General features: G+C 34.6%; 17 protein-coding genes. 12 read left to right on the top strand and 5 right to left on the bottom strand.

The window, feature by feature from the left end; all coding sequences use genetic code 11:
• Positions 1-166 precede the first annotated feature (166 nt).
• A complete protein-coding gene (locus K332_RS0111210) occupies positions 167-355 on the bottom strand; it encodes a hypothetical protein (RefSeq protein ID WP_026907531.1) in 189 nt (62 codons plus the stop codon).
• An 82-nt stretch (positions 356-437) separates the two neighbouring features.
• On the bottom strand, positions 438-1,706 hold the full coding sequence (locus K332_RS0111205; protein ID WP_026907530.1) for a BaiN/RdsA family NAD(P)/FAD-dependent oxidoreductase: 1,269 nt from the start codon (positions 1,704-1,706) through the stop codon (positions 438-440).
• Between the two features lie 170 nt (positions 1,707-1,876).
• Here K332_RS0111205 and K332_RS0111200 point away from each other — a divergent pair, with 170 nt between their 5' ends.
• The 6 genes from K332_RS0111200 (at position 1,877) to K332_RS0111175 (ending at position 7,720) form a co-directional block, all read left to right on the top strand.
• On the top strand, positions 1,877-3,496 hold the full coding sequence (locus K332_RS0111200; protein WP_026907529.1) for a putative polysaccharide biosynthesis protein: 1,620 nt from the start codon (positions 1,877-1,879) through the stop codon (positions 3,494-3,496).
• A 14-nt stretch (positions 3,497-3,510) separates the two neighbouring features.
• Positions 3,511-4,224 carry a pseudouridine synthase gene (locus K332_RS0111195; protein ID WP_026907528.1) on the top strand — a complete coding sequence of 238 codons (714 nt, stop codon included), beginning with the start codon at positions 3,511-3,513 and terminating at the stop codon, positions 4,222-4,224.
• A 9-nt stretch (positions 4,225-4,233) separates the two neighbouring features.
• A complete protein-coding gene (thpR, locus tag K332_RS0111190) occupies positions 4,234-4,818 on the top strand; it encodes an RNA 2',3'-cyclic phosphodiesterase (RefSeq protein WP_026907527.1) in 585 nt (194 codons plus the stop codon).
• On the top strand, positions 4,802-5,725 hold the full coding sequence (locus tag K332_RS0111185; RefSeq protein WP_026907526.1) for a hypothetical protein: 924 nt from the start codon (positions 4,802-4,804) through the stop codon (positions 5,723-5,725). The genes thpR and K332_RS0111185 overlap by 17 nt, the downstream gene beginning before the upstream one ends.
• A 2-nt stretch (positions 5,726-5,727) precedes the next feature.
• Positions 5,728-6,657 (top strand): diacylglycerol/lipid kinase family protein, encoded by a 930-nt coding sequence (locus K332_RS22390; RefSeq protein ID WP_051359433.1) that lies wholly within the window; start codon positions 5,728-5,730, stop codon positions 6,655-6,657.
• Positions 6,658-6,913: 256 nt separating this feature from the next.
• Positions 6,914-7,720 (top strand): phosphotransferase family protein, encoded by an 807-nt coding sequence (locus K332_RS0111175; protein WP_036688724.1) that lies wholly within the window; start codon positions 6,914-6,916, stop codon positions 7,718-7,720.
• Here the strand turns inward: K332_RS0111175 and K332_RS0111170 are convergent.
• The gene (locus tag K332_RS0111170) at positions 7,712-7,999 is read right to left on the bottom strand and encodes a YtzH-like family protein (RefSeq protein WP_026907524.1); all 288 of its coding nucleotides are present in this window, start codon (positions 7,997-7,999) and stop codon (positions 7,712-7,714) included. The genes K332_RS0111175 and K332_RS0111170 overlap by 9 nt on opposite strands.
• A 75-nt stretch (positions 8,000-8,074) precedes the next feature.
• Between K332_RS0111170 and trmB the strand changes: the two genes are divergently transcribed.
• From trmB to K332_RS0111155, 3 genes are all read left to right on the top strand, one after another.
• Complete coding sequence (gene trmB / locus K332_RS0111165) at positions 8,075-8,719, top strand: tRNA (guanosine(46)-N7)-methyltransferase TrmB (protein WP_026907523.1); 645 nt, start codon at positions 8,075-8,077, stop codon at positions 8,717-8,719.
• A 134-nt stretch (positions 8,720-8,853) separates the two neighbouring features.
• Positions 8,854-9,708 (top strand): YtnP family quorum-quenching lactonase, encoded by an 855-nt coding sequence (locus K332_RS0111160; protein ID WP_026907522.1) that lies wholly within the window; start codon positions 8,854-8,856, stop codon positions 9,706-9,708.
• A 15-nt stretch (positions 9,709-9,723) separates the two neighbouring features.
• Positions 9,724-10,479, top strand: coding sequence for an SDR family oxidoreductase (locus K332_RS0111155; RefSeq protein WP_026907521.1), 756 nt, complete (start codon positions 9,724-9,726; stop codon positions 10,477-10,479).
• A 57-nt stretch (positions 10,480-10,536) separates the two neighbouring features.
• Here the strand turns inward: K332_RS0111155 and K332_RS0111150 are convergent, their stop codons facing one another.
• The gene (locus K332_RS0111150) at positions 10,537-10,851 is read right to left on the bottom strand and encodes a PepSY domain-containing protein (RefSeq protein ID WP_026907520.1); all 315 of its coding nucleotides are present in this window, start codon (positions 10,849-10,851) and stop codon (positions 10,537-10,539) included.
• 173 nt (positions 10,852-11,024) lie between these two features.
• Between K332_RS0111150 and K332_RS0111145 the strand changes: the two genes are divergently transcribed.
• On the top strand, positions 11,025-12,089 hold the full coding sequence (locus K332_RS0111145; RefSeq protein ID WP_026907519.1) for a M42 family metallopeptidase: 1,065 nt from the start codon (positions 11,025-11,027) through the stop codon (positions 12,087-12,089).
• Between the two features lie 460 nt (positions 12,090-12,549).
• A complete protein-coding gene (locus K332_RS0111140; RefSeq protein ID WP_026907518.1) occupies positions 12,550-13,059 on the top strand; it encodes a DUF84 family protein in 510 nt (169 codons plus the stop codon).
• A gap of 88 nt (positions 13,060-13,147) precedes the next feature.
• Here the strand turns inward: K332_RS0111140 and K332_RS0111135 are convergent, their stop codons facing one another.
• The gene (locus tag K332_RS0111135) at positions 13,148-13,588 is read right to left on the bottom strand and encodes a YtoQ family protein (RefSeq protein ID WP_026907517.1); all 441 of its coding nucleotides are present in this window, start codon (positions 13,586-13,588) and stop codon (positions 13,148-13,150) included.
• A gap of 153 nt (positions 13,589-13,741) precedes the next feature.
• On the opposite strand from K332_RS0111135, the gene K332_RS0111130 reads away from it, so the two are divergent.
• On the top strand, positions 13,742-14,254 hold the full coding sequence (locus K332_RS0111130; RefSeq protein ID WP_026907516.1) for a hypothetical protein: 513 nt from the start codon (positions 13,742-13,744) through the stop codon (positions 14,252-14,254).
• Positions 14,255-14,356 lie beyond the last annotated feature (102 nt).

Genomic DNA, 14,356 nt, shown 5'->3' with positions numbered 1-14,356 from the left:
CAAATCCAATTGAAATGAAACATGCAAATACGTCATACATCATTTGGAGCAGCAAATCACGTTGAAATGATGCATACAGACTCTCCCAAATAATATTATTAAGGTGAATTTATAGAGTGAAGTACTAAGTAAATAAGAAAAACGCACCAATTAAGGTGCGTTTTTCTTATGCCATACCAAATGGTCCTAGTTTTTCGGTGTTATTTCCACTGCCGCCACGCATACCCGCAAAAAATGGAACCATCTTAGCGACTGTTTGGCCAAGATTTTGGTTGTTTCTACTCATGGTATAATAGGTAGCTGCACCTACACCAACTGATGCAAGAATTGGCAACCATTTGCCTTTAGTTTGCATTCAAAACCAACCCTTTCTTTAAGCCGTTTTATGTCCCCATACAGTAATAGAGTTCCACAGTTTAATTAAAAGATAAGCGGAATCATATACCAGTATAAGATGCTTCATATGCAGCATTCATTCCTGCGAGTCTTCCAGTTACTAATGCAGACGTAATATTATACCCCCCGGTATAGCCATGTATATCTAAAATTTCACCACAGAAAAATAACCGTTCCATTATTTTTGACTGCATAGTATTTGGTACAATTTCTTTTATTGAAACTCCACCACCAGTTACAAATGCTTTTTCCAAAGGTAAAGAACCATTTACTAGAAATGTGAAATTCTTAAAATCGTGAATAATGGAGCGTAACGTATCTTTTCCAAGATGGGCAGCCTTTATATCATCAGATACATTATTCTTATTTAAGACAAACGAAAGAAATCTTTCTGGAACAATACCTTTTAATAAATTCTTTACGGTCTTTTTTGGATTCTGTTCCAAGGAAAGAGTAATTTCCTCTACTAGTTTTTCTTCTTTCGTATCTGGCAATACATCGAGATGCATAGATACTTTTTTTCTCCCCTTCATGATTTCCTTCACAACAAATTGGGAGCAACGTAAAACAGCAGGTCCTGAAACTCCAAAATGGGTAAAAATCATATCCATCTTATGTGTAATTGTTGTTTTGCCTTTCTCATTTAAAACAGACAAAGCAACATCTCGTAAAGAAAGTCCTTGCAATGTTTTTTGTTTAATAAATTCCTCATTAGATGTTAACGCAACCTCAGTTGGATATAATTCTGTTATAGTATGTCCAGCTTTTTTTGCCCATGCGTAGCCATCACCTGTTGATCCCGTATGAGGGACTGCTTTACCACCTACAGCAATTACAACAGACTTTGTTTCAATCTTTTCCCCGTTTTCTAGTATAATAGTATGATTATTTGCATCGAAGTGAACCGCCTTAACGACAGTATTCAATTCTACTTTAACGTTTAGTTCATCCATTTTGTTAATTAAGGCATTTACAACGGTTTTAGCGGAGTTGGATACTGGGAACATGCGGCCATGGTCTTCCTCCTTTAATGCAACTCCCATATCTTCAAAGAAGTCAATAATGTCATAATTATTGAATACTGAAAATGCACTATATAGAAAACGCCCATTTCCTGGGATATGTTTTATTACCTCGTCTTGTGGTAATCGATTGGTGACGTTACAACGTCCCCCACCTGAAATGGCTAGTTTTTTTCCTAATTTATTACCTTTTTCAATTAGCATGGTTTTACCACCGTGTTCAGCTGCGGCAATAGAGGCCATTAGTCCAGATGGTCCACCGCCTATCACTATTACATCATATATCAAGCGTACTCATTCCTTTCAAAAATATTTTACCACTTCTTATAGCTTATACACCATCATTAGGCATAAAATTCGGTGTACTTAACGAATTGTATATAAGGTTATCCCTTGGAACGGGTAGTGTGATAAAATAGGCTTAATGTAATATTTTAATTGTAGATGCAGGTGAAGAAATGTCAAAGTCAACAATCGTTAGAGGCGCTTTCTTATTAACAGCAGCTTCCTTTTTATCAAAGTTTTTAGGTATGATATATGTAATTCCATTTAATGCAATGGTAGAACCAGAAAGTATGACATTGTACCAATTGGCATATACACCGTATAGTATTTTAGTTACAGTGGCTACAATAGGAGTACCATTAGCAGTCTCTAAATTTGTATCAAAATATAATTCGTTAGGGGACTATTATACAGGTATGAGAATGTTTAAGACCGGGATGACAATCATGGCCTTAACAGGTATCATTACCTTTTTAGCTTTATTTTTTAGTGCTGAGCTTATCGCTAATCAAATTATCGCTGGTAACGGATTTAAAATTAATGTAGAAGATGTAACGATGGTTATTCGCATGGTTAGTTTTGCATTAATTATTACACCTTCTATGAGTATCTTCCGGGGATTCTTTCAAGGTAATCAGTCGATGGGACCAACAGCTGTTTCACAGGTTATTGAACAAATAGTGCGTATTATATTTCTCTTAGTTGCAGTGTTTATAATTCTTTACGTTTTTGATGGATCAGAAACTACTGCAATTGGATTTGCAACATTTGCAGCATTTATTGGAGCAATAGCTTCTTATATTGTTTTATTAATGTACTGGAGAAAAAGAAAACCACACTTGGATAAGAATATTGAACATCAAGAGTTTACACATGATATTCCAAAAAAAGAATTATTTGCAGAGTTGTTCCGATATGCTGGACCATTTGTCATTGTTTCAATTGCCATTCCAGTATTTCAGCTTGTAGACAACTTTACGTTTCTACGTGCAATGGTTGCTATTGGTCAAGAACAAGTTGCAGATGTGTTACTAGGTTCAATCTATACGTTATCACATAAGTTAGTAATTATTCCTGTTACTATTGCTACTGGATTATCCTTAGCTTTGATGCCAGTACTTACATCTTTCTTTACTCAAGGGCAGAGACCGCAATTAAATAATCAAATTAGCCAAGCATTGCAAATTATTATGGTGTTAGTTATTCCTGCATCATTTGGATTATCAATGCTTTCAAGAGAAGCATATGGAACTTTATATGGTATACAAAATATTAATGAGACAGGATCTTTATTAGGTTGGTATGCACCAGTAGGTATATTATTTGCTTTACTAAGTGTAACAGCGGCAATTCTACAAGGTATTAACCAACAAAATCATGCAGTGTTTCATTTATGTGCAGGAATATTATTTAAAATTTTATTTAATATTCAATTTATCCATTGGTTCGGAGCGACGGGATCTATTTTTGCAACAACAATTGGAGTTGGGATAGCCGTAATATTAAACTTATTATGGATAAAAAAATCAGTGGACTTTCCATTCAAACCGCTTATTAAACGTAGTGTGTTGATTGGTATCTTTGTTCTGATTATGTGGATAGTCATATTGCTATTAAAACTAGTCCTAGGCTTTATATTCCCATTTGAAGAAACAAGAATGGGGCTAATGTTAATGCTTATCATAGGAGTAGGTATTGGTGGATATGTTTATTTATGGTTTGCCTATAAATCCACATTACTTGAAAGAGTATTTGGAGATAGAGTGAAAATATTAGGCAAAATATTTAGGTAACCTGAGGTGTTATAATGAGGCTAGACAAATTACTTGCTAATATGGGGTTTGGTTCTAGAAAAGACGTTAAAGAATTAGTGAAGAAAAGACATGTAACAGTAAACAATTTCATTGCGAAAGATAGTGGCATGAAAGTTGATCCGGAGAAAGACCAGATTTTGGTTGGAGAAGAAGTTGTCATTTATAAACCATATATTTATCTAATGATGCATAAACCACCTGGTGTTATTTCTGCAACAGATGATCGGTATGATAAAACAGTGATTGATTTACTATCATCAGAATTTCAGCACTACAAGCCTTTTCCTGTTGGAAGACTAGATAAAGATACGGAGGGATTGTTACTCCTTACGAATGATGGTCAATTAGCACATCAACTATTGTCGCCCAAAAAAGATGTAGTAAAAACATATTTTGCTATAATTTCGGGAATTGTATCCGATGAGGATGTATTAGCATTTGCAGCTGGGGTTACACTGGACGACGGATATAAAACCAAACCTGCAAAGCTTAAAATTCTTTCAGCAAGCAGTAAATCTGAAATTGAAATTAGTATAACAGAGGGCAAGTTCCACCAGGTAAAGCGCATGTTTGAAACAATAGGAAAGAAAGTAGTTTATTTGAAAAGGTTGTCTATGGGTAAGTTGGAGTTAGATGAATCTCTACCTCTTGGCGCGTATCGTGAGTTAAACAAAGAGGAACTAACCTTTTGCAGGTCCATTAAGTGAGGGATATAAATGGGAGAAACGCCACATTATTTTATTGCCATACCTGTTTCAAATAGTTTGAGGGAAGAATTTGTAAGGTGGCAAGAACAATTTCAAGAAAACCTTTCTTATAAAATATGGCCACATAAAGAAGATTTGCATATTACATTAAAATTTTTTGGTGCAGTAGAAGAAAATAGACTTAAAAAGTTACAAGAGTCTTTGCGTTCCATTGATTATCCTGAGTTTCAAATAACTGTAGGGTCAATTGGAACGTTTGGGAAACAAGATAGTCCACGTGTGTTATGGGGTGGAGTTGAAATAAACAGTACGATCGAAGAACTTTTTCTAAAGGTTGAATCTACCGCAGTTACTGCTGGTTTTTCGAAAGAGAATCGACCCTTTCGGCCACACATCACATTAGCAAAGAAATGGAATGGAACGTACGTCCATGCAGAAAATTTAAGAAACATAAGAGAGAACTATAAAGCGAAAATATTTCATATGAATATAAAGGAATTTGTCTTATATCAAATTTTTCCTTCTAAAACACCAAAGTATGAGAATGTTGAAACCTTTTACTTAAGGGGGGAATCGATTGGCCCAATTAATTAAGTTGCAAAATTATATTACCCGTTATGAATGGGATATTTACAGGTATCCGAGCCAATTTATTCGCTTGAAGCAGGATAACTGGAATAGATTATTTCAGCTTTGGAGTAATAATGAATCTCTTACAGATCCAGTGGTAGAAGAAGAAGTGGAAAAACAATCAAAGTGGAAATCTTTCTTAAGAAAAAAACATCAAGAAGAGCCAGTTGAAGTTGATGAACAGGGAGAAATACTTCCAGAAACGGAAGAGCAACTTAAGCATTATTTCTTGGAACATTTACTACCTTTTCAATTTAAGTGGGCAACATCCACTATTTCAAATGTATCTTTTGTTGATAGAAAGTACTATGCTGATAAGACATTACAATACTTTCTAAAGCGATTTCCAGATACCTATTTGCTCATGTATTATCCTATTTTTGAGCTGCGGAAAGCACCAATTGAAGGAGAAATTATTTTAATTAGCCCAGTTGGAATTGAAATTATCTATTTATTAGAAGGAAATCCGGACACAATTATTACTGCATCAGATGAACGAAGCTGGGTATACGAGAAGAATAATAAACAAACGAAACATTTAAGTCCTATGTTTGCCTTGAAACGATCAGAGAAAATCGTAAAAGGAATTCTTGAAAAATATGCTATAAAGTTTCCAATTGAAAAGATTATACTTTCCCGTACGAACATTATTAACTTTCTTTCAGAACCATATAAAACTAAAATAATAGGGAAACAAGATTATGAGAAGTGGTTTCAAGAAAAACGTTCGCTAGTTTCTCCTCTAAAGAGTAACCAATTAAAAGCAGCGGAAGCTATTTTAAAGCATTGCGAAACTTCCTATGTGAGGCGCCCGGACTGGGAAGATAACGATGATAATGCTGGATTTTTGTTAGTTGAAGAGGAAGAATAAACATGTTTATCTTTATTGTAAATCCAATTGCGGGTAATGGGCGTGCATTTAAAATATTTAGGAAGATCGAAAAAAGTAAACTTTATAATAAAATAACTAGTAGACATTATTTAACTGAATATCCTGGACATGCAGAAGAAATTGTTAAGCAGATTGTCTTGGAAAAAAAATCAGCAATAAAAGCAATAATCATTATCGGTGGAGATGGGACAGTTCATGAGGTTATTAATGGTATGGGAGATGCTAATATCCCGATAAGCTTTATCGCTGGTGGCTCAGGTAATGACTTTGGAAGAGGATGTAGAATTAAAGGTTCACCACTTACTATTTTAAAGAAAATAGTTATGGATAAAAAAGGTCTCCCATATTGGAAAGGGAACTATGATATAGATCAAGATAACCAGAGGAATTTTATTAATAGTATTGGATTTGGGTTTGACGCAGAGATAGCAGAACAAGCTAATCAATCAAGTTATAAGAATATCTTAAACACCCTCAGACTAGGAACATTAAGTTATGTTATTGCACTTATTCAAGTATTATTTAAATTTAAACCGTTCCAGGCTGAAATTGTTATAGATGGTAATAAACAAATGATTAAAGATTGCTGGATGGTGACCATTGCAAACCATCAATATTACGGTGGAGGAATGAAAATAATTCCAACAGCTAAAATCCAATCTCGTGTTCTCCCTGTTTTAATTATACATGGTATATCTAAGTGGAAAATATTAGGTCTATTTATTACAGTTTTTACTGGAAAGCATGTTATGTTTAAAGAAGTTAATATTTACGAGGCAGAAACGTTTTCGATTAAGACAAACCATACGATAACTTTGCAAGTTGATGGTCAAACCGACTCTTGTTATTACTGTATGATTGCTAAAAATAGTCAGGATATCCAAATAAAGGGTTCTGTTTTTCATTATTAAATTTCTGAAACATCTTGAAAATAATGTCATAATTCGATAATCTATTAACATGTTTGTTTTTTTATAGGATGATTAAAAAGTCAGGTGAAAATGATACTACGCATTTCTATGTTGGCAAGTCTCACGGTTCTTACGTATTAGTTGTATACGTTTCGTTCCTTAAAGTAATGCCGCCTTGAACTGCTTGGTCCTTTTTATCCTACTTTTTAAATACTCACTTAAGAGAGAGATAACTTTGTGATTTGAGGAATGCATGATGGAATGGTTTAAGAAAGTTCTAGATGAAGATTGGGATATAACGCCTGCTGGTGGGTTAACTGGGGAGGCCTATTTTGCAAAAAAAGATTCAAAACAACTATTTCTTAAACGAAATTCATCACCGTTTTTGGCTGTGTTGTCAGCTGAAGGGATTGTTCCTAAGTTGGTTTGGACAAAACGTATGCATAATGGAGATGTTGTAACAGCACAAAAGTGGCTAGAAGGAAGAGAATTAAAACCAGTTGAAATGCAGCATCAGCGTGTAGTAGATCTTCTTCATAAAATTCACCATTCTACTGAATTATTGCATATGCTTTTGCGTTTAGGAAAGAAGCCTATTACGGCAGATGGTTGTATGCAATCAATTGAAAAACGCTTAACCGCGAATAATATTAAAAATGCATCTATTGAAATTTCGGATGGAATGTCTTATTTAAGTAAATATTTGACGGTCGCTAGACAACATAAACAAACAGTATGTCATGGGGATATGAATCATCATAATGTACTTCTTACAGATGATAATCAATTATTTTTAATTGACTGGGATAATGCTATGGTTGCCGATCCAATTTCGGATTATGGTAAGGTATTGAACTCCTACATTCCAAAAGAAAATTGGAAAAACTGGTTAACAAACTATGGAGTACAACTTGATAACCAGTTCTTAATTCGGATGCATTGGTATTTAATTGCTGATGCACTTACTTTTTTAGCCTTTCATTTTGAGAGAAATGAACATGATAAGTATGAGGAACGTCTTATTTCCCTAAAAGAACTTAATTTTCAAATGAGATTATTGTAAGTTAGTTTGTTCTATTGCACTTATCCAATTAGTAATATTATCTATATTTGTAGTAATATGTTCTTCTTGATTTTGAACACTTTCACCCTGTCTACCATAATTGTAAATCTCAGGTAGTAATTGTAGAAGCTGTTCGTCTGTTATCGTGTTGTTTGCCATCATGGATTTTACTAACCGCTTAATTTGTTGATATTCAGAAACTTGTGCACAACACTCAGATTGTTGTTCGTCTAATAAATCCATCAATAATTCAAGTTGATGGTTTACAGTTAATGACATGTGACTTCACCTCACCTGTTAGTATTCGATAATTCACCTAAACTATGTAAAGTATTAAGAAAGAGGTGCAATAATTTGCGTCAGCGTAATAAACCTTGGGCGGATGACTTTTTACAAGAAAATACACATTTAGTTATTCCGAATCCAAGTAAAAATAAAGGTAAATGGCAAGAGTTATTCGACAACGATAATCCAATCCATGTTGAAATAGGAACTGGAAAAGGTCAATTCATTGTTGGAATGGCAAAACAATATCCAGATATTAATTTTATAGGTATTGAACTTGCTAAAAGTGTTATTGTAACTGCTGCTCAGAAGGTACAAGCATCTGGACAGGAAAATATCCGATTGATCCAAGAAAATGCCGAAAATGTAAATGAAATTTTTACTCCAAATGAAGTAGCTACGATTTATCTAAACTTTTCTGATCCATGGCCAAAAAATCGCCACGAAAAAAGAAGATTGACTTCTAAATCTTTTTTAGAACGATATGAAAATTTATTACATCCGGAAGGTGATTTAACGTTTAAGACAGATAACCGTGGACTATTTGAATATTCATTAGTTAGTTTTTCAGAATATGGAATGTTACTTAGCGAAGTAAGTCTTGATTTGCATAAGATAAATGATCCGGAAAATGTTATGACTGAATATGAAGAGAAATTTTCAGCCAAGGGACAACCGATATATCGTTGTACGGCTAATTTTAGAGGGGAATAACTCCCTCTTTTTTTGTGGGATATATTGATAGCGTTTGCAGCTTGGTATCGGGTAGAATTGAGAAGAAGGATAGTGTAAAAACTTTCCTAACCTACATAGTATTCTAATTATGTAGGTTGAAAGGGGAATGAAGGATGGAGATACTACAAGTAGGTCGTGCCACACTAACTTGGTTAAATGGGGGAGTAAACTTTTTAGATGGTGGAGCAATGTTTGGTGTTGTTCCAAAAGCATTATGGGCAAAAAAATATCCATCTAATGATAAAAATCAAATTGAATTAAGAACAGATCCGATATTACTCCAAATTGATGGAAAAAACATGTTGATAGATTCTGGAATTGGGAATGGAAAATTAACGGATAAACAAATGAAAAATTTTGGTGTATTGGAAGAATCATCAATTGATGATTCTTTAAGAAGGCTGAATCTAACAACGGATGATATTGATATTATTCTTATGACACATTTACATTTTGATCATGCGTGTGGACTTACAAGGAAATCAGAAGCTGGCTTAGAATCGGTATTTAAAAATGCGGTGATATATACATCTGAAGTTGAGTGGAATGAAATGAGAAATCCAAATATCCGTTCTGTAAATACCTATTGGGAAATGAATTGGAAACCGGTAGTGAAACAGGTGAAACCGTTTGATGAACAAATTGAAATTGTCCCGGGGCTCAAAATGATCCATACAAGTGGACATAGTGACGGTCATGCAATTATTATTTTTGAAGATGATAGAAATTCTTTTATCCATATGGCTGATATCATGCCGACACATGCTCATCAAAATAAATTATGGGCAATGGCTTACGATGACTATCCAGTCACATCTGTGCATCAAAAAGAGAAGTGGATGGCGTATGGTTATGAGAAGAATGCATGGTATACATTCTATCACGATGCGTATTATCGTGCGATCAAGTTTAATGAGAATGCTGAGCAGATTGATGTGATTAAAAGGAAGCAATATGAATATAAATAGAACGGGGGAATGTCAATGGATTTTTCTCGAAAGAAGATAGCAATTATAACAGGTACAAGTAGTCCGAAAGATATTGGCACGGCAATCTGTAGAAAGCTAGCATCAGAGGGAATAAATATATTCTTTACTCACTGGAATTCTAAAAAAGAATGGATAGATAGTTTTTATCAAGAGATTATTGCTATGGGTGTTCAGTGTGAAGGTATGGAAGTTAATCTATCAGAATTAAATGCTGCCTTTAAAATTCTTGATGTTGTTTCAGATAAATTAGGGATGCCATCGATTTTGGTTAATAATGCCGCACATTCAACAAGTGGTGGTTATTTAGAGTTTAACGCTCAACAACTAGATGACCATTACACAGTCAATATGAGGTCAAATTTTCTACTTTGTGTTGAATTTGCTCGCCGTTTTGAAAAAAGTAATTTGAAGTTTGGAAGAATCATAAATATGACATCAGGACAGGATTTAGGTCCAATGCCTGGTGAGTTAGCCTATGTAGCTACTAAAGGTGCTATTTCAGCGTTTACTAGATCATTATCACAAGAACTAGCAATACTCGGAATAACAGTAAATGCTGTAAATCCTGGTCCAACAGATTCTACATGGATGAACGATGAAATAAGGAAGCATCTTTTACCTAAGTTTCCGATGGGGCGTATTGGATTACCAGAAGATGTAGCAAAATTAGTTGCTTTTCTAGCAAGTGAAGAGGCAGAGTGGATAACAGGGCAAATTATAAATTCTGAAGGTGGATTTATTCGAACATAAATTATTAGCCGAAAAAAAGAAATAGCCTGGAATAATACCCAGGCTAAAAGTTTCTTACTATACAGACTCCACTACATCAATAACAGCTCCAGTTTCCGTATCAGCATAAAATTCAAATTGCTTATTCTGACCATCAATACTACGAGTTACCCCGCCACGGTAAGCATTATACTGTAATCCATTCTTATCAATTGTTTCAGGTTTCATATAAATCCAAGAACCACTGATTGGCCCATGCTTTTTAAATGTTTCTTTTGCATTTTTTAATGCTTTTTCAGGTGTTATTTTTTGATAGTGTTCAATCTGCTGTTTTGCTACATAACCAGCTGCAAATCCTAATCCAGCAGCTACAACGGCTTTTTTCCAACTCATACCATCACCCCATGCATCAATTCTTTTCAATCCACTCATATGTAATTCTATTTTTTAGTATACCGCAAATTCACTAAAATAGAAAATATAATTATGATATGCAAGAATTGTGGAAACAATTGTGACCTTTCGTTATACTAAAGTAGTAATTTACATAGTAATGGAGGGTTAAAATGAATCAGGAAACATTAAAGTTGTTTAAAACCTTAACGGAATTACAAGGTGCTCCTGGGAATGAACATCCAGTTCGGGCATTTATGAAAGGTGAACTTGAAAAATACTCTGATGAGATTATCCAAGATAATCTTGGTGGCATCTTCGGTGTGAAAAAAGGTTCTGGCCCTCGTGTAATGGTTGCAGGACATATGGATGAAGTAGGATTTATGGTTACACAGATTACGAAACAAGGGTTAATCCGATTTCAAACACTTGGAGGCTGGTGGAGTCAAGTTTTACTTGCGCAAAGAGTACAAGTAATGACCGATAATGGTCCGATTATTGGTGTGATTAGCTCTATTCCTCCGCATAATCTAACAGAAGAACAACGTAATAAACCAATGGACATTAAGAATATGTTAATTGATATCGGTGCCGATGATAAGGAAGATGCTGAAAAAATTGGTATTAAGCCCGGTCAAACCATTGTGCCTGTCTGTGAGTTTACACCAATGGCTAACAGCAAAAAAATCTTAGCAAAAGCTTGGGATAATCGCTATGGCTGTGGTCTATCCATTGAGTTACTGAAAGAATTACAAAACGAAACGTTGCCGAACCAATTGTTCTCTGGGGCTACTGTTCAGGAAGAGGTAGGTCTTAGGGGGGCTAAGGTTGCAGCGAATATGATTAATCCAGATATTTTCTATGCATTAGATGCTTCACCTGCAAATGATATGACTGGTGGTGAAAATGAATTTGGACATCTAGGAAAAGGTGCGTTGTTGCGTATTTTTGACCGTTCTATGATTACCCATCATGGGATGAGAGATTTTGTTTTAGATACTGCTGAGTCCCATAACATTCCATATCAATACTTCATCTCACAAGGTGGAACAGACGCTGGTAGTGTTCACCTTTCTGGTAATGGCGTACCTTCAGCAGTAATTGGAATTTGCTCAAGATATATTCATACTTCATCATCAATTATTCATGTAGATGACTATGCAGCTGCAAAAGAACTTTTAGTTAAATTAGTGAAATCAACTGACCAGAATGCAGTTGACGTTATCCGTAAACGATAAAGAACAAGCTTGGAATAAAAGCATTATAGTTAAAAAGAAATCCGAACTAAAATTAAAATTCTTTTATGTAGAATTTGCATTAGTTCGGAATTTTCTTTTGTATTTTTATTGCTTATTAGATAGAAACTGTACGGTAACTAATTTCAACTTTCCTCACTTTAATGAGAAGAGAGTGGGTAAAGTGCTATGCTACCGCTCCGGGAGAATACTACGCTTTCCACGGGCACGGCCTCAGCCTCCTCGCGGAAAGACCACCACTATGGGGTCTTCGGACACGTGCTATTCCCGGAGCGGGTACGATGCGCTACCAAAAATTATTAGTTACCACACAGTCTATAACAAACGGTGAATTTAAAATTATATTGTATGCAAAAACAGTATGCTAACATATCGCTGGATGTTACATTTTAACTAGGGCTCATTAAAATAGAGTTGACTATGTACGTTAAGGAGATTCGCTATGAAAATCATTGTAGGTTCTAAAAATCCAACAAAAGTAAATGCAGTTCAAGATGTTTTTCCAGATGATATAATTGTTGGGATCGAAGTTGATTCCCATGTTTCTCCGCAGCCTTTCTCTGACCAGGAAACAATAACAGGAGCAATTAACCGGGCAAGACAATGCGCCGAATCAGAAGAAAATGTTATAGGTATTGGTCTAGAAGGTGGAGTCATGTATGTTGGAGAACAATTATACTTGTGCAATTGGGGAGCGTTGGTTTTACCAGATGGCGAAACTTATACTGCAAGTGGAGCAAGAGTATTATTGCCAAAGGAATTTGAAATTGAATTAACAAAAGGAGTTGAGTTAGGAGTAATTATGGATTCCTACGCCAAAAAATCAGGTATATCCCAAAAAGAGGGTGCTATAGGAGTTTTTACTAATAGTCTGCTATCTAGAAAAGAAATGTTCGCACAAGTTGTATTACTTCTTAAAGGACAATGGGAGTATTGGGGAAATAGGAAATAGAGTCTGATGCAAAGCTATTGCTAACTCATTAAAAACAGACCCCCAACATGAGAAGTATGTTATTGGGGGTCTGTTATCGCGTAGCCTATTACTCATAGATATAGGCTAATACTTCCATAGCTTGCTCAACTGTTTCAACAGTTACATTTGCTTTATTTGAGAGCTCTTTTAATGGATGAATTAGATTTTCAGGTCGAATAATAATCGTTGGTTTATTTAATGCTATTGCTGTCGATGCATCCATTGCTGTATTCCATTGTTTATACTTATCACCAAAAAGGGCAATCACAATATCTGCCTTTTGCATTAATACTTGCGTTCTAAAGTTATTTATATTTGATGCGGCATCATCTTTATAAAATTTGCCAGGTTGCTCTCCTAATATTGCTTCACCAATATCATCGGAACGATCATGATTGGTTTGTGGGCCAACAAACTTTAAAGGTAAATTCTTCTCTCTTGCCTTACTTATAACCTCTTCCCGCCAATTATCATGAATTTGTCCTGCTAAATAAACAATAAACTCCATTATATTTTACCTCCTTCCATATTTTTGCTAATTTAATAGTATCGAATAAAGTTTATAAATTAAAGCTATTTGGCTCTTGCTTTAAAATATCATGAATTAGTAGTATTATAAAAGAAGTATTCTATAGGTCTATAGTAGGAGGAAAAGAAAGCTATGCCAAAACAAACCTATATTGTAAGTGCATTGTTAGTAATATTTATTATTGTATTAAGCATTTATAGTTATCAATCAGAAGAATCTGTTATTGAGCAAGTGGAAAATATTGCCAATGATACTTTCTATAATGTTGATATTCCAAAGGATAATTACGAAGGCGAACATTTTTCATTTTTCCTACCAGAAAAGATGGAAGTGGAAGAAGTCGATAATTTCAATGCAATTTTAGAAATTGACAATAAGACGATAATTATATTTTACAATTCATTAGAGGATAATCTTAGTAAATTAAATTATGAAGCAGCAAAAACGGAAGAAGCAGTTTTATTTGAATCCTTTGAGGATGATAATAAATTTGGTTATGTTCGTATACTACCTGTTGATACAGAAGGGAAATTTGAAATTCAAATTGGAGTTGGTGGAGTAAAAGTAACAACAATTTCAACTAAGAGTGAAGCAATTAATGATGCAGAGAATCTTATGAATATAGCTTTATCCATTGTCCACTAAACAGAAAGCTAGCACGAAATTGTTGCTAGCTATTTTTATTTTTAGTTGGAAAACATAATCCCTGTTTGTTACATGGAAAAGTGAAATAGTTGAACGTAACAC

It is taken from the genome of Paucisalibacillus globulus DSM 18846 (assembly GCF_000482485.1).
Classification (GTDB): Bacteria; Bacillota; Bacilli; order Bacillales; family Amphibacillaceae; genus Ornithinibacillus; species Ornithinibacillus globulus.
This window is presented reverse-complemented; position numbering and strand designations above follow the sequence as displayed.